General features: G+C 40.8%; 15 protein-coding genes. 7 read left to right on the top strand and 8 right to left on the bottom strand.

Features of this window, described 5'->3' with window-relative positions; genetic code table 11:
* Nucleotides 1–90: 90 nt before the first annotated feature.
* The 5 genes from ACQ86K_RS19705 to ACQ86K_RS19685 all read right to left on the bottom strand — a co-directional run bounded on the left by ACQ86K_RS19705 (nt 91) and on the right by ACQ86K_RS19685 (nt 8,936).
* On the bottom strand, nt 91–2,475 hold the full coding sequence (locus ACQ86K_RS19705) for a SusC/RagA family TonB-linked outer membrane protein (protein WP_431200894.1): 2,385 nt from the start codon (nt 2,473–2,475) through the stop codon (nt 91–93).
* 20 nt (nt 2,476–2,495) lie between these two features.
* On the bottom strand, nt 2,496–3,257 hold the full coding sequence (locus tag ACQ86K_RS19700) for a carboxypeptidase-like regulatory domain-containing protein (RefSeq protein WP_431198603.1): 762 nt from the start codon (nt 3,255–3,257) through the stop codon (nt 2,496–2,498).
* A 534-nt stretch (nt 3,258–3,791) separates the two neighbouring features.
* Complete coding sequence (locus ACQ86K_RS19695; protein ID WP_431198602.1) at nt 3,792–4,661, bottom strand: glycoside hydrolase family 16 protein; 870 nt, start codon at nt 4,659–4,661, stop codon at nt 3,792–3,794.
* 187 nt (nt 4,662–4,848) lie between these two features.
* Nucleotides 4,849–5,529, bottom strand: coding sequence for a helix-turn-helix domain-containing protein (locus tag ACQ86K_RS19690; protein WP_431200893.1), 681 nt, complete (start codon nt 5,527–5,529; stop codon nt 4,849–4,851).
* A 50-nt stretch (nt 5,530–5,579) separates the two neighbouring features.
* Nucleotides 5,580–8,936, bottom strand: coding sequence for a ligand-binding sensor domain-containing protein (locus ACQ86K_RS19685; protein WP_431198601.1), 3,357 nt, complete (start codon nt 8,934–8,936; stop codon nt 5,580–5,582).
* A gap of 343 nt (nt 8,937–9,279) precedes the next feature.
* On the opposite strand from ACQ86K_RS19685, the gene ACQ86K_RS19680 reads away from it, so the two are divergent.
* The 5 genes from ACQ86K_RS19680 (at nt 9,280) to ACQ86K_RS19660 (ending at nt 16,158) form a co-directional block, all read left to right on the top strand.
* Nucleotides 9,280–10,137, top strand: a complete 858-nt coding sequence (locus tag ACQ86K_RS19680) for a 3-keto-disaccharide hydrolase (protein WP_091162440.1) — start codon at nt 9,280–9,282, stop codon at nt 10,135–10,137.
* A gap of 162 nt (nt 10,138–10,299) precedes the next feature.
* Entirely contained in the window at nt 10,300–12,864 is a 2,565-nt protein-coding gene (locus ACQ86K_RS19675) for a DUF7133 domain-containing protein (protein WP_218134329.1), read from the top strand.
* A 119-nt stretch (nt 12,865–12,983) separates the two neighbouring features.
* Nucleotides 12,984–13,355: a glyoxalase gene (locus ACQ86K_RS19670; RefSeq protein WP_091162444.1), complete on the top strand. Its 372-nt coding sequence runs from the start codon at nt 12,984–12,986 to the stop codon at nt 13,353–13,355.
* Nucleotides 13,356–13,943: 588 nt separating this feature from the next.
* Nucleotides 13,944–15,491 carry a DHA2 family efflux MFS transporter permease subunit gene (locus ACQ86K_RS19665; RefSeq protein ID WP_091162446.1) on the top strand — a complete coding sequence of 516 codons (1,548 nt, stop codon included), beginning with the start codon at nt 13,944–13,946 and terminating at the stop codon, nt 15,489–15,491.
* 37 nt (nt 15,492–15,528) lie between these two features.
* Nucleotides 15,529–16,158: a TetR/AcrR family transcriptional regulator gene (locus tag ACQ86K_RS19660; protein ID WP_143020668.1), complete on the top strand. Its 630-nt coding sequence runs from the start codon at nt 15,529–15,531 to the stop codon at nt 16,156–16,158.
* 548 nt (nt 16,159–16,706) lie between these two features.
* On the opposite strand, the gene ACQ86K_RS19655 is transcribed toward ACQ86K_RS19660, so the two are convergent.
* The gene (locus tag ACQ86K_RS19655) at nt 16,707–16,955 is read right to left on the bottom strand and encodes a helix-turn-helix domain-containing protein (RefSeq protein WP_431198600.1); all 249 of its coding nucleotides are present in this window, start codon (nt 16,953–16,955) and stop codon (nt 16,707–16,709) included.
* 207 nt (nt 16,956–17,162) lie between these two features.
* Here ACQ86K_RS19655 and ACQ86K_RS19650 point away from each other — a divergent pair, with 207 nt between their 5' ends.
* Both ACQ86K_RS19650 and ACQ86K_RS19645 read left to right on the top strand, forming a co-directional pair.
* Nucleotides 17,163–17,711, top strand: a complete 549-nt coding sequence (locus ACQ86K_RS19650; RefSeq protein ID WP_091162452.1) for a fasciclin domain-containing protein — start codon at nt 17,163–17,165, stop codon at nt 17,709–17,711.
* A 198-nt stretch (nt 17,712–17,909) separates the two neighbouring features.
* Nucleotides 17,910–18,422: a hypothetical protein gene (locus ACQ86K_RS19645; RefSeq protein ID WP_431198599.1), complete on the top strand. Its 513-nt coding sequence runs from the start codon at nt 17,910–17,912 to the stop codon at nt 18,420–18,422.
* Here the strand turns inward: ACQ86K_RS19645 and ACQ86K_RS19640 are convergent, their stop codons facing one another.
* Together ACQ86K_RS19640 and ACQ86K_RS19635 are read right to left on the bottom strand one after the other, a co-directional pair.
* Nucleotides 18,423–18,671, bottom strand: coding sequence for a hypothetical protein (locus tag ACQ86K_RS19640; RefSeq protein ID WP_091162456.1), 249 nt, complete (start codon nt 18,669–18,671; stop codon nt 18,423–18,425). It lies immediately after the preceding gene.
* A gap of 124 nt (nt 18,672–18,795) precedes the next feature.
* On the bottom strand, nt 18,796–19,731 hold the full coding sequence (locus tag ACQ86K_RS19635) for a DUF5996 family protein (RefSeq protein ID WP_176844332.1): 936 nt from the start codon (nt 19,729–19,731) through the stop codon (nt 18,796–18,798).
* Nucleotides 19,732–19,849 lie beyond the last annotated feature (118 nt).

Below are 19,849 nucleotides of genomic sequence, written 5' to 3'. Positions count from 1 at the left end.
TTTACATCCACTGATACTTACAACAAGCAAAGCAAGTAAAAAAGCTCTCTGTATTTTTTAAAAATCTGTTTCATCGCTTTCTTATTTTAGTTAGAATGTGGCATTTAAACCTAATGAAAATACACGCTGTTGATAGTAGTTGGTGTTATTGCCACTATTTTCCGGGTCAATAATTTCCTTTACATGAGGTAAATGGTTAATGACATTTTGCCCTGCAACGTAAATTCTTATAGACTGGATCTTATTCCGCAACAGCTTGTTTGACAGTGTGTAGCCAACTTCAAAGCTCTTTAACCTGATGTAGGAATCATTTCTGACAAACCAGGACGAAGTTTGCGTGTTATTTGATGTTGGTGTGCCGGTAACCCTTGGGTATAAAGCATTTGGGGTTGATGGCGTCCAGTGGTCGTCATACACCAACTGAGAGGCCGAACCGGATGCGTTGAAAGGAAAAGCAAAATAGTTGCTGATAACAATGTTGCTGTTACCCGAACCCTGGAATAAAACATCAAGATCAAAGTTTTTGAACGTTAACCTAGGTTCTAAACCATAGATGATCTCTGGCGTATTAGGATGGCCTATTACAGTTTGGTCGTTAGCATCGATCTTGCCGTCTGGTTTTCCGTCAGGTCCGCTTAAATCAGCATATTCAATATCGCCTGCCTTAACAGGTCCGAAAGAAGGAACTGGTAAACCAGCTTTGAGTGATCCATCTGCGTTAAAATCCGTTGTTTTGAAATAACCCAACGCCTGGTATCCAAATATGGTATTTAAAGGCCTGCCTGTTATTCTCCTGTTTGGATTGTTCGCTGTTGCGTTTGTCTCATAAACTTGTAATAGTTTATTCCTGGCAAAGGTGAAAGTACCTGTAACATCTAACCGCAGGTCTTTTGAGAAGCTATGGGAGCTTTGCAGTGTCAGATCGATACCGTGATTACTCATGATGCCGCCGTTTACAAGCCCTACGCCGAGGCCGTATTCACCGGGTAATGTATTCCCAATGCTTACAAGCATATTGCCCCTTTTTTCATAGAAGTAATCGGCTTCAATGCTTAGTAAACCTTTCCATAACGTAGCTTCAAATCCAATATCTGTTTTAGTCGCTTTTTCCCAGCCGATATTAGGATTGCCCTGCAATGCCTCGTTGATTCCCTGTGTTGCACTGCCATTAATAACAGCGGAGTTTGCATAAGGGTTATAAGGGTTTAGATACTGGTAAGTTTGAATATTGTTATTAGTTCTTGGATAGGCCCCCGATTTACCCCAGGAAGCCCTAAGTTTTAAGTTATCAAGCCAGAGAATATTGTCTTTAATGAATTTTTCTTCGGACAGTCGCCAGCCGGCAGAAAAAGCAGGGAAAAAGCCATAACGATGGCCTGGAGCAAACAGGTAGCTTCCATCATATCTGCCCGTTGCTTCAAACAGGTATTTTTTATCGTATGAGTAGCCTACTCTGTACACATAACCAATTTGTTTTTGACCGCTTGATCGACCAAAGTTAGTTGCATCCGCAGCTGCCGGACCGCCAAAATCCAATTCATCAATATCAAGGTTGTAGTTATATTTAGTGGCTCCAAATGTTTGATACTTTACGCGGCGGCTTTCAAAAACGCCTAAAGCGGTAATATCGCTTTTGCCAAATGAACCTGCATAAGATAACAAGCCCTGAATGGTCAATGTGTGGTTTTGGCTGTAATTTTCTGAAAATGTAGCCTTTGAGTTACCTTGTATCCCCTGTTTATAAGTGTAAGGGGTGGTAGTAACGTCAACATTATAGAAAGGTATAGGGGTAGTATAAATACGCTGGAACGAGGTTTGATTTCCTGTGAATAAAGGATCCGGCCCATTATCATAGCTGAGCACACCTTTCAAGCTTAAACCTTTGATAGGAAGCTTCTGGTCAATTGTAAACTGCGACAATACGGCCGTATTTTCATTGAATTGATAACCGCTGTGATAAATTTCGCCTATAAGCGACTGACCGATATAACCAGACCATAATCCGTTACTGTAATAAATAGGCGTTGTCGGCGCCTGGCGTTGTGCCTGCCCAATAATTGTGGCAGCACTTTGGGATGGAAAGTGCTGATCTTCTACATAACTGTTAACAGAGAGGGATACCGTTGTGGTTTTAGTGGCGTTTGCAGTTAAGTTTAACGAACCATTATATTTATCAAGATAGGTTGTGCTCCACATACCTGCCTGGTGAGTATATCCAAGGGCTGCAAAATACTTGATATCATCTGTACCTCCCGAAAGCGTTACATTGTGATAAGTGATTGGACGGTTTTTCTGGATAATTTGCTGCAAAGGATGGCCATCAGGATGACCATCAGGATCTGAGTGGTCTTTAAATTTTTGAATATCGTCTGCGGTGTATGCCGCTGGCTGGCCATCATTGGCATTGGCCTCATTACGCAGAAGCGCATATTCATATGAGCCAACAAATGTGGGTACTTTGGTCGGATTCTGGATACCATAGTAGCCGTTATAAGTTAAAGTCGGTTTGCCCGATTTGCCTTTTTTGTTGTAACCAGGATTACGCCATTTGCGCCGGCCACACCATACGGGGCAACGGCGGCGGCGTCTTTCAATACAGAAAAGGTTTCTATGGTATTAGGGTCAAGGCGGCTGAAATCGCGTGGTACACCATCAACCACAAGCAACGGCGAACTACCACCATTGGATCCAATACCCCTGATCAGGATGTTTGAACCATCATAGCCTGGTTCACCACTGCTTTGGGTTATAATTAAACCCGATGCACGACCAACAAGGCTGTTGGTTAAGTTAACCACCGGTTTTTTTGCAATTTCGGTAGTTTGAATGGTTGACACGGCCGCGGTTGAAGATGTTTTCTTTTGGGTACCGTAACCTACCACGATAACCTCGTTCAGGTTCTTGGCGTTTACCTGCAGCCTGATGGTTACCGAGGTTTGTCCGTTAAGTGGAAACTCAGCCTGTTCGTAGCCTATATAGCTAACTATCAGTACAGCATTAGGATCGGCGTTAAGCGCGAAACTACCGTTTACATCGGTAACGGCACCTGTACTGGTTCCTTTGATTTTTACGGATGCGCCTATGATGGTTTCACCGGTGGTTTTGTCAATTACTTTACCTTTAATAGGTACAGCGGCGGTATATCGGTTAAGTTTTATTCCGCTGAAAGAGTTAAAGGCATTAGCTGCATAGCTGCTTGTTTGCATAGCTATCAGCAGGATCAGTGATAAAACTACTGACCCGGATTTTCTTCTCAAAGATATTTTATCAGGTAAAAAATATTGCATAATTGGGAGTGATTAGAATTTAAAACTTGGCATTTGTTAATGCGTCTGGATCATGGTCCGTTTTCCTTTTTAGTTTTTCTGTCTTGCCATTATTTTTTTATTTAGGTTATGAAATGAGTTAATAGAATAATTGTTAAAATAACAGTTTAAATTCAGGTCGAAATTCAGGCGGTAATCTCAAAGAACAATGGTAGCTTTCCGTTTTATGCCGGCGTTAATAATTGTAGCCTGGTGTTTCTTAAAACTTAAGAAGCTATATTATTGCACAACATCAGCAGGCAATTTTTTAACAAATAAAAAATCTGTACGAAAAAGCCGTATAATTTTTGCAGGGGATAACAAACAGTCTATGTTAATTGGTAGCCACAATTAAGTGCTATTTTTTTGCAAAAAAAGGGGTAAAGCTGTAAAAAAAGGGGATAAAATCCATTATATGCAACGTTTTTAAAATAAAACGGTCTTATGTCCCTGTTTTTGGTTAGGAATAATGTATATATGACAATTTTAAAAGGCAGCAAACAAAATGTACTGATCCAGCGCTTTATTTTTTTGATACACCCTAACGTAATCAACTTCAAACCGTTTAGGGAATTTTGTAGCAGATGCGTCGCCACCGTTGTCGCTTCCTATTGCAAGGTTCAGCAATATATAATGAGGCTGCATAAAAGGGTTAAATTGAGTGCCGTCCTGATTAACAAGATCTTTTAGCTCGATACGATTGAGCAAGCTGTCATCAACATATAAACTTATAGCTGTGGCATCCCAATCCATACGCCAGGTATGAAATTTCTTACTCCAGTTAGCTTTGAAAGTATGGAGGGCTTTGGTGTTACTATACCATTTGGCTTTATAAGGGACCGCCGTACCACAGGCAATATTAGCCAAAAGCTTACTCTGGTAATATTCCATAATATCAATTTCTCCGTTGGCAGGCCAGGGCTTTTCTATACCTAAGGTCCAAAAAGCGGGCCATAGGCCGGCATCGGTACTTATACGGCCTCGCATAATGAACCGGCCGTATTGGAAGCTGTGCTTGCCCCTTGTGTTAATGCTTGATGAGGTATAATTTATAAATTGTCTTTTCTGTTTCCAGTTGGTACTGTTAGGTACGTACCCAGGATTTATCAGGTGTACCCTCTGCGCTTCGATTATCAATTTGCCGTGGCGGCAAATTGCATTTTGTTCCTGATACCATTGATCTTCATTATTCCGTACAAAACCGGATTCAAATGCCCAATTATCCGGATTGGGAGCACCGTATTTGTTAAACTCATCTGCCCAAACCAATTTATAGCCGCCCAGCGTATCCTGCTGACATTTACCGAGAACCGGAAGCGCTATAAGCAATATGGCAGTTATTATTTTAGTAATCATGATAACGAAATAGTTATAAATCTTAAATGAGATTGTCGATTTTGTCAGAAACAAAGTAAGGCATAGTTTAAAGTATAAAAGAGGGACATAACTATAAATTAAAGGGCGAGAAAATTATATTCAAGGTTGTTTTTCTGTTTTTAAGACAGCCTGATGTTTCTTCTACTCGCCTTTGTCCAATTGATATTTAATTTACCTGAGGTTTTTCAAACTCGTTTAATCGATAGGAGACCTGGAAATTTGCCCGGTGTTTTCTGATAAACTCTGATGGATTGACGCCGAATTGTTTGTGAAATTGTTCCCTGAAATATTTGATATCGCTGATCCCTACCTGTATTGCCGCCTCGTTGATATTACAATTGGTTTGGATAAGAAGCTCGGCAGCTTTACGCAGGCGAACAAACCTGATAAAGTTATTGATAGACTGACCGGTAGTGCTTTTGATCCTTTTAAATAATGTTGGATAGCTAATGCCGACTGCATCGGCAAGGGCATAAACATCAAAATTGTCGCTGTTGAAGTTTTGCTCAATAACAGCAATACAGTTGTTGAGCAGGTCTTTATTTTCCCGCGAAATATTAATGGCTATGTTTTCCTTCGTAACCTCCTTATAAAAATATTGCTGAAGTTTGGTTTTATTCCTCAACACACTTTTAACCCTTGCTGTGAGCAATTCTTTATCAAATGGTTTTCGCAAAAAGTCTATTGCGCCTTGTTCAAGGCTTTTAACCATAATATCGGGTGTGGTATCGCCGGTGAGCAAAATAACCGGGATATGCTTTATCGCCGCATCTTCCATAATCATTTTACATAAATCCAACCCGTTTATTCCGTCCATTACAATATCGCTGATGATCAGATCTGGTATATATTTTTTAATCAGCTCAAGACCGGTTGCTCCATCTTTTGCTTCAAGAACTAAATAGTCGGCAAAAAATATTTTTTGATATATGTCCTGATCTGTTCATTATCGTCAATAACAACGAGGGTATGCTTTTCCTGGCTAAACAGTTCAAGCTTCTGTAATTCACCATTCTCTTCAATCAGTTCTTTACTGTCATGATCTATAAGGTCATTTACAAAATTATAGTCAGGAACTGTTACAATATTTATCTCCTCTGCCGAAAAGTGTTTTATTCCTTTCGATAGCTTTAAGGTAAAGGTTGTTCCGCCATTTTTATTATTTAAATAATTTATCGTGCCCTTATGGTAATCAATAAATACTTTAACCAGGTACAAACCGATACCAAAGCCCTTTTTAAAATAATTATTGTCCTTTACCTGATAAAATTTATCAAACAGTTTATCGCCGGTGTCGGTATTGATACCAATGCCATTATCTGATATTTTAAAGTAAACATGTGTGTCATCTTCTTCTACAAAAATCTTGATGGTGCCATGATCAGGTGTAAACTTAACCGCATTCGAAATAAGGTTAAACAATGAGATCTCTATTTTTTCGACATCGGCAAATACCGCGATATTCCTGCTGGTTGTTTCAATGTTAAAATTCAGGTTTTTGATTTTAGCCTGATGTGCAAAGCACGAAAATACCTCTTCGCATACCCGTACAAAATTTATCTCACTTATATTTAACTGCGCGTTTTCGCTTTCAGTTTTGCGAAACAGCAGTAGGTGATCTACTAATCCTAATAAGCGGCGGGCATTCCTATATACTGTATTTAGCTCGTCCGAATGGCTTTTATTTTTGTCCAGCAGATCTTTGACAGGATTAATGATTAGCGTAAGTGGCGTTCTGAACTCGTGCGAAACATTGGTAAAAAAAGCGAGCTTTTTTTCATTCAGTTCTTTTTCCTTTTCAACCTTTAAGTTAGCCAGGTTAATTTCAAATTTAAGCTTTGCCTGCTTTACCCGATATAAAAGATAAAGGTATATTATCCCAAAGATAATAACCAGGTATACCCCGTAGGCCCACAACGTTCTGTACCATGGCGGAAACACAATAACTTTAACACTGATCTGTTTCGGCATCCAGTTTCCCCGGGTGTCTGTAGCTTTGATCCTTAGCCTGTAGCAGCCTTCATTTAAATGAGTGTAATATGCAGATTTGGTCTTGCCCACATAGTTCCACCCATGGTCCCATCCCTCAAGATAATAAGCATATTCAATTTTATCCGGAAACGAATATTCGAGCGCCGTGTAATGAACGGTAAGCGCAGCCTGTTCATAATTAAGCTGGATTGTTTTAAGATCGGCTACAGATTGATTTTTGAGCAATTCGCTGGAGCCATCGGTTTCTAAATTGTCAATTTTCAGGCCGGTAATACGAAGATCGGGCCGATGGTCTGCTACCTGTATGCTGTCGGGATTAAAAATGTTAAATCCATTAATCCCTCCAAAGGCCATGTTGCCCGATTGAAGCCGGATAGCCGCGTTGTAATTAAATTGGAGGCTTTGCAAACCATCAGAAACAATATAATTTGTAAACTTATTTTTTGCCAGGGAAAACCTGCTTAAACCATTGTAAGTACTGCACCATAGGTTTTCTTTATTGTCGATAAGAATGTTAAGGATTGAGTTACCTGGCAAACCATTAGCCTTGGTATACCTCACACTGCTCATATCAGGAAGGTTGAATTTTAGCAATCCACCACCCTCAGTGCCAACCCATAAATGGTTTGAATTATCAGCCGCGATGGTTCTGATGCCATAGCCCACATTAAAAAAATGATGAGCCTTCTTAACGGTATCTATTTTAATGAGCCGGGTGTAATTACCTGCCCATAAGTTTCCATTACTGTCTTCAAATATAGCGTGTATGTTAACCAGGTTTTCATCAAATAGTTCAAAGCGGTCATTTTTTCGGTTATAAAGATATAATGGGCCACCCCTGGTAGTACCTGCCCATAAATGGTGCCTGGAATCTTCAAAAAGTTTCCATAGGTTTCTATCGGTTGTTTGGGTTAATGTATTATAGCAGTTGTAATGCTTGAATTTGCCGGTAGCTTTGCTAAACTGGTCAATACCACCGTTGAAAGAAGCAACCCATATTTTATTATCGAAGGTTTTAAGTATGCTTACAATAAAATCGGTACTTAAGCCTCCGCCGGTTGATGCATGAGTATAGCCGGTGTATAAATTATTTTTAATGTCCCAGTAAGAAAGCCCGCCGCCATCGGTGCCTATCCATAGGTTATGCTTTTCATCTTCGCAAAAGGAAAGAATAAAATTGTTGATCACACTGTTTTTGTTGAAGGGATCGTTGTTAAAAAGTGCAAATGGCTTTTTAAAATTGTCCACCACGCTAACCCCACCGCGCAGCGTTGCTATCCACTTTCTTGATTCCCTGTCATTATAAACAGCGGTAACAGCCCCACTGCGCAATGAACCCGCTTTGTTACCATTGGTAATAAAAGTGAGTTTGCCACTATCTGTATTTAAAATATTGATGCCGCCACCGTCGGTAGCTATCCAGATATTACCTTTTTCGTCGAGAGTTAAATTGGATATGTTATCGCTGGTAAGTTTATCAATAGCCAGTTGAAACCTCTTGATAGCTCGTGTTTTACTGTCAAATATAAACAAGCCGTTTTCAGTGCCTATCCAAAGGTTGCCCGCTTTATCTGAAAGCAGGCAACTGGCATTGTAAAGTTGAGTATTGATGATATTTATACGATCAGATTTTGGATCGTATAAACCCAGCCCGCGGTTTTTTACAAATACCCAAACGCCTGCCCGGGTAGGGCATAATGCTTTTACACTATAATTATATTGGTCGGTAAGCCTCGTTTGCAGGTAAAGTTTCCTGGTTTTATCATATCTCAATAATCCCAGCTCATCGGATCCTATATATATACTGCTATCCTTACCGGTTACAATAACATTTATATTTGAAGCTATTTTTAACCGGCGCCCGCTGTTGTGCTCCCGGAAATATTCCGGATAAAAATAAGAGTCGGGGTAATTATAAAAAACAAGCCCGCGTTGTGTGCCTATCAATATTTTGTTACCAACACCATTTAAGGCACTTATATGATTGTATGGGAGGGATTTGTTGTTGTTCCACTCGTTTCTGTAGACTTTAAATTCATCGCTGTCATACCGGTTTAAGCCATCATAAGTACCCATCCACATAAAACCATATTGATCCTGGTAGAGAGATGTAACCGCATTATTAGATAGTCCGTTTTCGATACCAAGATACCGCACGGGCTGCCCGGCTGTGAAACCAAAAACATTTAGGTAAACGAAAAGGAACAGGAAACTAAAGTATATTTTCGGATTTAAGATGTTATTTATCCTACTATGCAACATAAATTATTAGTTAATAACTGGTAAGTAAAAATATCAAAATGATTTACAAAAGTGTCTTGTTTTTTAATCCAAGTGATAATGTTACAAAGCAAGGGCAGAGTAGTGTTCAGGGTGATGTTTTGAGTATATGTTTATAAGCTAATTGCTTCTATACTACCAGATAGGTTTCTGTATCTTGATTTTTACAGGCAATTTATTTTACCCCCTTAAATTTAGGGTTTTACCCCCTTTTTTCTAATTCTATTATTGCATTTTTGATCAGCAGCCGATTAAACCGATATAGCAATCTGCTTTTTTATCTTTCGGGCAATAAACTAATAGTTAGATAATCAAAAAATATGTCATGATAAAGCGTGGACTCACTTTTTCAATACTGAATGTTTTATTTTTAATAAGCCTGCCCATATTGCTGGCGTTGAAAAGCCCGGACCCAAAATTGAAAGTTAAGTGGGAACAGCTTTTTAACGGAAAGGATTTAACGGATTGGACTGTTAAAATCAGGAAACATCAATTAAATGAAAATTTTGGTAACACCTTCAGGGTTGTTGATCATAAGATCCAGGTAAATTATGATCAATATGAAAAATTTGATGACCAGTTTGGGCATTTGTTTTACAAAAAGCCTTTTTCATATTATCTTATAGGTGTGGAGTATCGTTTCACAGGTAACCAGGTAAAAGGTGGCCCCGGATGGGCGTTTCGCAACAGCGGAATTATGATACATGGTCAGGATCCTAAAACTATGAAGGTAGACCAGGATTTTCCAATATCCATTGAGGTTCAGTTGTTGGGCGGCAATGGTAAAGATAAAAGGCCGACCGCGAACGTGTGCACCCCCGGTACACAGTACGTTTTAAATAACTCGGTTGTTAAAAGTCATTGCCTGGATTCAAAATCCGAAACCTTTCATGGCGATCAGTGGGTTAGGGTGGAGGCTCTTGTTTTGGGCGATTCGCTGGTGGTGCATTATGTAAACGGAGAAGAAGTGTTACGTTATCAGCGCCCGCAACTGGACCCGGTTGGCAGTACAGAGGAGGGTGCGTTGTTAAAAAGTGGTACAATTTCCCTGCAAAGCGAAAGTCATCCTGTTGAGTTTAGGAAAGTTGAAATTGTTGATCTTGAAAAATACGCGCATGATCGTCAGAAATTGGCCGACGTAGTTAAGCAGTTAACCGCTGAGAAACGGATTCCTAAACAATAAATAAAATAAAAAGACTAATTTGACTGCCTTTTACCTGTATAATTAAAAATAAAAATGTTAAAGTTTTCCTTAACCCTATTCCTCTGTTTATCTTTCTTTTTGACGTTCAAATATTTTGCAAATACCCGCAGTAACGAAGCGGGACCCACTAAACCAAATACTTTGGCTTCAATACGAGGACAAAGTCATTCTAAGAGCGATTCGCTCCATTGGCCAGCCGGCTTTACAATCACCAGGTTTGCCGGACCTGAGCTTACACCAAGTCCGGCTTGTTTAGCTGTGGCTGCCACAGGCGAGGTGTTTGTTGGCGTTGATATGATTGGTTCGCTGGGTAAAGACCCCGGAAAAGGGCGGATAATTAAACTTATCGATAGCGATAATGATGGTAAGTTAGATAAACATACAGATTTTGCTGATGTTGATGATCCGCGCGGTATACTCATCATGGGCGACCAGGTTTTTGTGCTTCATACAGTTTTTTCAAAAGAAACTCTTAAGGCAACTGGTATGATCCTTGAAGTTTTTGAAGATAAAGATCATGATGGCATAGCCGACGGGCCGCCAAAACCACTCGTCGAGCACCTGAGTAATGCTCACATGCTGGTTGAACGCGGAACAGACCATGCCACTAATGGCATCCGTATGGGGATTGATGGATGGATCTACATAGCTGTTGGCGATTTCGGCTTTCATGATGCTACCGACCGCGATGGTAAAAAACTGACCATGCTTGGCGGCGGCATTATAAGGGTAAGGCCTAATGGCGAAGAAATGGAGGTTTATACTCATGGTACCCGCAATATTTATGATGTTGCTATAGATCCGTACATGAATGTATTTACCCGAGACAATACCAATGATGGCGGCGGATGGAACATCCGTTTTTCGCATCATATTCAATCGGGCGAATATGGTTACCCCTTATTATTTCAGCATTTTACAGATGAGATTCTGCCCGCCCTGGTTGATTTGGGCGGAGGTTCAGGCACAGGTTCGCTATTTATGGATGAACCTACCTGGCCCGAAAAATATAACCATGTACCTATGACGGCCGACTGGGGACGGAGCGAACTTTATATTAATAGGGTAAAACCAGATGGTGCCAGTTTTAAACAAACTGAGGAACCGTTTATTGAACTACCTCAGATCACTGACCTTGATGTTGATGGTTCGGGGCGGCTTTATCTTTCAGCTTGGGATGGCGCGGGATATTCGGGCAGTGCATCAAAGGGCTATGTTATCAGGGCCATACCTAATGGATGGAACTATAAAGCATTTCCTGATGTTAAAGCGCTGGCCGTAGCTGATTTGGCCAATATGTTAAAATCAGAAAGCGCAGTGGCGAGATTAAATGCTTCACAGGAACTTATTACCAGGCCGGCTGACGAAAGCAGCAAGGCAGCTTTTGCCATAGCATCAGATGCGAGTGTTGCTTTATATGCACGGGTGGCTGCTCTTTTTACTTACGGACAAATTGCCCGGGAGAGCGGAATAGCTAACCTTGTACAACTTACGGAGGATAATGCTCTGAGGGAATTTGCATTACGAGCCTTAACAGACAGGAAAGAAGGAATAGCACAAGTGCCAATAGCTCCCTTTTTGAACGGGCTGAAAGATCCGTCTCCGCGCGTGAAAGCTGCGGCAATTATAGGTTTGGGTCGTCTTGGCCGTTTAGAAGCCGCTCCTCAATTGCTTAAAACGCAAGTTCCTGCAAGTTTTGCAGCACCTGCTAAAAATACCGAAGGGCCGCACGCCACGCCCAATTCGGCCATAATACTGCCCCATCTGGCTGTGAGGGCACTTGTAAGCATGAATGCGGTTGATGAATGCGTTAGTGCAATTGGAACTACCAATTCGACATTAGCATTATGGGCATTGCGGTATATGTACGATACTAAAGCGGTAAACGGTTTGATTGTCGCTTATCCCAAAATCAAAGATGTAAAAACAAAGAAACAAATATTGGTAACCCTGGCACGCCTTTATAAGCAGGAAGCTCCCTATGATGCATCCTGGTGGTGGGGAACCCGGCCCGATTCACATGGCCCAATTTATAAGGGTATAACCTGGGGTGGCTCGGCTCGTATCGAGAAGTTCCTGACGCTTGAACGAAGCAAAGCAGGCGCTGCCGGCAAGCAATTTTATGCTGACCTGAATGAGCGCCACCAAATGGGGATCACGGCTTTTGGCGGCGAGGAAAAAAGTGTTCCAACAAAAGAGATTAAAGTAGATTTGTCAAAGATCCTGAACAAAAAAGGGCAGATCGGTAATTCATCTATTGAAGATGTGATGTTAATGTTAGCCAAAGTTAAAGGAGATCCAAAGAAAGGAAAGGCACTCTTTACGCAGCAAGGTTGTGTAGCCTGCCATAGCCTTACCCGTGGCGAAAAATTAAAAGGCCCGTTTATGGGACAGATAGGATCTATCATGAACCGCCAGCAAATTGCCGAATCCATCTTAAAACCCAGCGCTTCTATTTCGCAGGGATTTGCCACTGTGATGATCACAGCTAAAGGGAATAAAAATTATATGGGATTTATTACAGATGAGTCTGCCCAAAAAATAGTGATGAGAAACATTACCGGAGATGTATTTACCATTAAATCCAGCGATGTGATTACCAGGAAGGAACTGAAAACATCTATGATGCCTGTTGGGCTTGCCAATGCATTATCATATGATGAATTTGCATCACTGGTTACTTTTCTATCTCAGCAAAAAAATTAAAGATGAGGAAGAAGTCTGAAGCTGCTTGAAAACCAGCGGTTATAAAGTATCTTCGTGTTTAATTAGTTGGCAACTTGCTTCTTATTTAGCAGGTTGCCTGCTCAAATTTAAACTACACTATGCAACACAAAGCTATATCGCTTAGGCCATTCATCGGCGCTAAAGATTTTGAAATATCGCGAAGTTTTTATCGCGACCTGGGATTTGAAGAGGTTGTACTGGATGCCAATATGTCGGTGTTCAAGACAGGTCAGCTGGCATTTTATCTTCAGAACGCTTACGTTAAAGATTGGGTTGATAACACCATGTTGTTTCTGGAAGTTGATGATGTTGCCCGCTACTGGAACGAGTTGCTGGCTCTTGATCTGCCTGCAAAATATGCCGGCGTAAGATTAACCCCAATCCGTGTAGAGCAATGGGGTAGGGAATGTTTTTTACATGACCCTTCCGGAATCCTCTGGCATTTTGGTGAATTCTTTAACAAGCCTTAATTTTTTTCTGTGCCCTAAAGCCGGAAAATAATGGGCCCACCACATCCCAATTTCGGGCAAGCTTCAGTGATTTTTGATACTCTGGATTGATCGATGTATTCGTAGGAGAACAACGTGCTCTGCTTGTAGCAAATGATGTAAAAAATCAATGAAATCTCCGGTGAGTACTTACTGTATCATAAATCATGATCAGCCTCTTCTTTTTTTGCCTTACTCAGATTCTTAAGCGATATATAGTTTTGGATTGACTGTACTAACAGAAGGGTTAACAGGGTTAACACAATTTAGGGTTGTTTTGCATATCTGATTAATAATCATTTAATTGTGTGTTTTTTTCCGGAAACATGTTAACCCCCTTTTGAATAAATATTATCGGTTAGATTTCAATTCTTAGGTAAGGATTGTCTGTTTAATTTTTATACAGCCTTAATCTATTTATCCAAAAGAATCCAACTACTCCTGCCTTTCTATCTAATATTAATTATCATGTCACTGCATAGTAATAATTTGTACAAATATTTAAAACAAATGTTTTAATCAAACGATTGATTAATTTGTGCCATTATTTAAGACAAAAAAATTTATCAAATGGCCGAGTCAGGATTTAAAAAGTGGATCATTACCATCACGGTAATCATTGCTTCATTGTTAGAATTAATAGATACCACCATCGTTAACGTTTCCATTCCTCAAATTCAGGGTAACCTTGGGGCCACCATAACTGATGCTGCCTGGGTAGTTACGGGTTACAGCGTAGCAAACGTTATCATTTTGCCCATGTCGGGCTGGTTGAGTAGTTTTTTCGGTCGTAAAAACTATTTTTTAACGTCCATCATTGTATTTACCATTGCCTCGTTTTTATGCGGTAATTCCAGCAGTCTTACGGAGCTTGTTGCTTTCCGGATTTTACAGGGCTTAGCAGGTGGCGGTTTGCTTTCAACATCACAGGCTATCCTGATTGAAACATGGCCGGCAGAACAGTTAGGCACTGCAACAGCTTTATTTGGATTGGGCGCAGTAGTAGGGCCAACCATAGGCCCTACAATTGGTGGTTACATAACAGACCATGCGGCATGGCGTTGGATCTTTTACGTGAATATCCCTGTAGGCATCCTTGCATCGATATTTACAGTGATGTACGTAAAAGTGACATCCCGAGATGGCAAGGACAAACCTATTGACTGGTGGGGGATTGCTTTGTTAGCAATTACGGTAGGAAGTTTACAAACAATATTAGAGAAGGGAGAGGATGAAGACTGGTTTGCCACTACTTATATTATTGTACTCAGCTGTACAGCGGTTATCGGCCTGCTGCTTTTCTTGTGGCGTGAGTTAAGCACCGATCATCCTATTGTTAATTTCAAGATCATGCGGCACCGCAGCTTTTCGGCCGGGATGGTTACTTCCTTTATACTTGGTGTTGGCTTGTATGGGTCGCAGTTCGTTTTTCCGGTTTTTTGTCAAAACCTGCTGGGGTTTTCGGCACAGCAAACCGGCGAGATCCTGCTGCCGGGTGGTTTGTTCACCATTATGATGATGCCTTTTGTGGGTATTATGCTTAATAAAGGTTTACCTGCACAGTTTATGGCTGTGGGGGGCATGATATTGTTCTTCATTTTCTCCTGGTTTATGAGCGGCTCGACGCTGGTATCAGGTACCGGCGATTTCTTTTGGCCTTTGGCTATCAGGGGGATCGGTTTGTCACTCCTTTTTGTTCCGCTTACTACTATTGCCATCGGTGGCTTAAAGGGGGCTGAGATAGGGCAGGGAACCGGCTTAAATAATATGATGCGTCAGCTTGGCGGTTCGTTTGGTATTGCCGGGTTAAATACGCTGATCCATATCCGCGTGGCAACGCACCGCAATAACTTGTTAAGTAATATCAATCCGTATAATAACTATTTTACCGATAGATATAACGCACTTTTGCACGGGTTTATGGCTAAAGGGAAATCTTTTTTTGATGCTTCAAAAATGGCCTATGCCGCTATTGACGGTACTGTAAACAAGCAAAGCACACTGCTAAGTTATAACGACGCTTACATTGTGGTTGGTTGGGTGATGCTGGCAGCCATTCCGCTGATATTTTTAGCGCCGATTGTAAAAGGGCAAAAGGCTGTGGCTGATACACATTAATCAGCCCCGGATGATATATGTTTTTGAATGACTAAATTTGAAACATATATCATCCATGACTACAATAGCCGAAACAACAACCGAAGAAAAAATACTGAATGCTGCAAGGAGCATCTTCACTAAAAAGGGCTTCCTGGCAACTACTGTACGGGACATAGCTACCGAGGCCAATACCAACGTGGCATCGGTTAACTATTATTTCCGCAGTAAGGAAAATCTTTTTGAGTTTATCATGGACGAAACCATAAAAAAGCTTTTTGATAAAATTGAACCGGTTTTAAACGACGAGGCTTCTACCGCTATTGAAAAGATAGAGATTTGCGTAGGGTATTATATCGACCAGCTTTTAGAAAATCCTGATTTTCCATTTTTTATGGTAAACGAAGTGCTTGCAGGGCACACCACCTTGCCCATGGTCGAAAAAATTAAGACATTAACCGATTCTGTTTTTGCCAGGCAGCTTTATGCATTGCAGGCCGATGGCGTCATGAAATTTCATCCCATTAACCTGATGTGGAATATTGCCGGTATGATTGTTTTCCCTTTTCTTGTGCGACCGAGGCAATTGGAGGCAGGCTATTTTGATGCCGCCGAATTTACAACGATGATAAAGGAAAGAAAGAAGCTGATTCCAATTTGGATAGCACAGGCTTTAAAGGGTGTGTAGGAATATTGATATTATCAAAATAATTTATTCCCCAACGGCCTTCATGGTAAACATGCTGCTGTAATACTTACGGTAGCGTAACCCAGCAGCAGGTTAGGTACTGCAAGTGTAACACCCATGAGCCAGCCCGATGTCGCACTAAAAACGTATGAAACAATAAAGCATTTAAACTGACCGGGAATAATACAACGGTCGAAAACGGCGCGTAACGATTAAATATCAATGATAGTCCGCTAACTATTTGTATGACATTTTGCATAGGATAAAAAATATCCCTTGCCTTTGGGCGTGCTATGAAAGCCACTGCTTTGCCTGCGTGAAGCGATTGATAGGTTATGAAATGTAAAAAGTAATTGAGCCCGAATATCAGATAAAGCGAGTCGGGCAGTACACGGTAAATCAACGTTGTGTTTTTCATGAAGTGTTAATAGCCAGGCTTAATTTATTGAAGATTCCGCGGTCAAAGTCATATTCCGAAAATATATGATTGATCTTCCTGGAAAATAGAAATAAGCAACTTGGAGAGCCCAATAGCTCCAGGGAAAGTTTTACCTCGCGATAATATGCAAATGCTCTTCTTTTAAAAAGTCATGCAAATCAACTTCCAAAACCTTTGCTATATCAATGAGTCTGGCAAGGGTCAGTTTAACATTTCCTAATTCAATTTTACTGAACGTGTTTTGTGATACGTTGAGCTTGTAGGCAACGTAAAACTGAGTGTAATTTTTTCTTGCCTTACTGTACGGATCCTGTTGGCTATAAGTTTTTCGGTGAGCATTTGTTGTTGCTGGTTTCAATTATAAACGTAATTGTGAACGCCCCGGATTGGAAATGCATGTAATAAACAGGTGAGTTGTTTATTATGCCGAAAACTTAGCTTTACTCTAAAATAGGGTATTATTAACTTGTTGATAATTAGATTTTTGTGTGTATTTTTGATTGATTGTAAATCTGTTAGCTGCCGTGAATCGTAGTTTCTTCCAAACTAATTGAAATAATAATTTATGAAAAAAATGATCATCGCGGCCTTTGCATTAGTAGCTTTTGCAGTAGTCCCTAAAGTCAACGCTCAAACCAAAATGGTAGGCGGCGCGGCTATGTACCCCACCAAAGATATTATTGATAATGCTGTAAATTCAAAAGATCACACTACACTTGTTGCCGCTGTTAAGGCAGCGGGCCTGGTTGAAACCCTAAAGGGCGAGGGCCCGTTCACCGTTTTTGCGCCAACTAATGAAGCATTTAGTAAACTGCCGAAAGAGACCGTTCCAACTTTATTAAAACCAGAGAATAAAGCAACGCTGACCAAGATCCTAACTTATCACGTAGTAGCAGGCCGTTTAAGCTCGGCAGATTTATGGACTAAAGTTAAGGCAGGTATGGGGAAAGCTGAACTAAAAACTGTAGCGGGCGGTACACTTACTGTTATGGCAAAAGGCAAAAAACTATACCTTGTCGACGAAAAAGGTGATAAATCATGGGTCACCATTGCCGATGTGTTTCAAAAAAATGGTGTTATCCATGTAGTTAATACTGTGCTGATGCCTAACTAATAGAAGCCCAAATATAAAAGAACGAAGCCCTGTTGCTTAAAAAAGCGCCGGGCTTTTTTATTGGGGTACGCCAGTACACGAGGCGAATTAAATTGTATTTAGTTGATTTTGTATGGATTACGCCGGATTTAGTTTAAATTAGGTTAAAAGTATCCATATGGAAAACTACTGGCAGGAAAAAAGGAATGGCTCAATAAATTGACCCTGGAAGATGCAAAGTTCATATTTGAACAGGCCGAAAAATCATATAACTACACCATAGAAACTGCAAAGGGTATTTATGAACGATCAAACGGATTATTAACCCTGGTTTCAGGTGTTTTAATTGGTCTTGTGGCTTATGCTATCGGAAAATGGAAGGATACACCTCACCTGGATAGTTTGTTGTTTACAGCAATTGTAGGGATCTTTTATTTTTTGATAGTAGGTTTAATGTTTGTACTGCAAGGCTTAACCCCAAGTGAATATCTTTTGCCAGGTACAAATCCCAAAGTATACTTTGATAAGGCATTTTTCCATAAGGATATTGCTGATGATGAAAGGATCCTGAGGTTTTACAAAGTTGAGATCATCAATTACCAGGAACGGATTGAGCAAAACACAAAGAAAAACGATTATAGATGGAATATTTACGTACTTTGTTTACGGGCAATATTTTTTTCGCCCATAGTTATGGGGATAGCTTTTGCTATTGCAACTATAGCTTCCTGACTACTCCGCTCCCAGATAATCCGCCTGATCAGACGATGACAGGTCGTTATCATCCCATAAACCGGGGGTATCTATATCCCCTTCCAAATAGGGCTCGCTGTCTTCGGCACAAGGCATGGCCTCATCAAGGTTAATGTCTGACCTGCCCACACGGCCCTTGCCTGATGTTTTGATATCCCATATATCAGGGATATTTCCACTGTCTTCTTCAGGGGTTGGGGTTTCGTCAGGATCTGGAAATTGGCTCATAATCAAATAATTATTGCTAAATAAAGTTAAATGATAATTTGCATAATACCAAATTGAAATATATTTCCAGGTTCTTAGAACAGCTTCCTCAGGGTCTGTCGAAAGAGTCCTCTCAATGTTTATCTCATGCGTTCTTTAATGCCGACAAATCACATTGCAGATCTTTATCCCAATTACCCGTTTTAGCCGCGGCGTCATACGTGGATTGCAAAAATTGAAGCAGAGTCCGTTCCGGGTCGGCCGATCGGGAAACAACTTCGTAGGTCAATAAAAACTCACCCATTTCCCCGCTGTAAAATGCTTCGGGAGGCGATACTTGCTGTTTGGCAAAATCTTCGGGAGTAGGGTAGCAATATGCGTAAAAAACGGGATGAGGGAAGGCATCTGAGCCTGGCCAAAAGCCGCATGAGCTTACTTCCTGCGAATAGGCTTCCTGCATTACTATCGCGGGCATATTGGGAACGCTGCCCTGGTGTTTTGGTGCAGGCCTGCCCGAAAAGCGGGTGACCGCCAGGTCAAATCCTCCCCAAAAGAAATGTACCGGGCTATTTTTTCCTTGAAACCCGGCCCTGAACTCTGTGAAAACATTATGGATCCTTACCAGCGCCTGCCAGTAATCATGCATAATGGAAGCATTATAGTTACATGGCGTATGATTTTTGGCAAAAGGAATAGCCGGCTCCACTTCATTCGGCACTGCATATATTTCTACGCCTGCATTAACTGAAGCAATGCTATTCATCAGGGAACTGTAAAAGGCGGACACGCTTCCGGTACCGAGCCCAAACGATCGTTTTTCTCCGGTACTGGTGGATATATTCAGGGTATGACTGATAAAATCAAGATCTATCTGGAAAACGCCGCCCTCAAATGGCATACTTCCGGTAGTTAGACCGGTTGAACTTACATAAAGGGTTACCTGCCATGAATGATTGATCCAGGGCATTTGTTTTAGTCTTACCTTACCAATGATTTGAGTCCACATATGAACACTTGCAAGGGTATCTTTAAGATCATGGTAATCGAGCCTAGGCCAGCGTGTTGTTGTCGGGTTGCTCATAGGTGTAATTTGTTGAGTTAAATCGCTTAATCCTAAATTACAAATGTTTTGCGGGATGTTAGCTTTAATTTTCAGTCAAATAAAAATTAAAGCGGACACCTCAATTTTTGCTTCACTG

It is taken from the genome of Mucilaginibacter sp. P19 (genome assembly GCF_050632265.1).
Classification (GTDB): domain Bacteria; phylum Bacteroidota; class Bacteroidia; order Sphingobacteriales; family Sphingobacteriaceae; genus Mucilaginibacter; species Mucilaginibacter gossypii.
The sequence above is the reverse complement of the archived record's forward strand: the minus strand, read 5'-3'. Positions and strand labels throughout refer to the sequence as shown.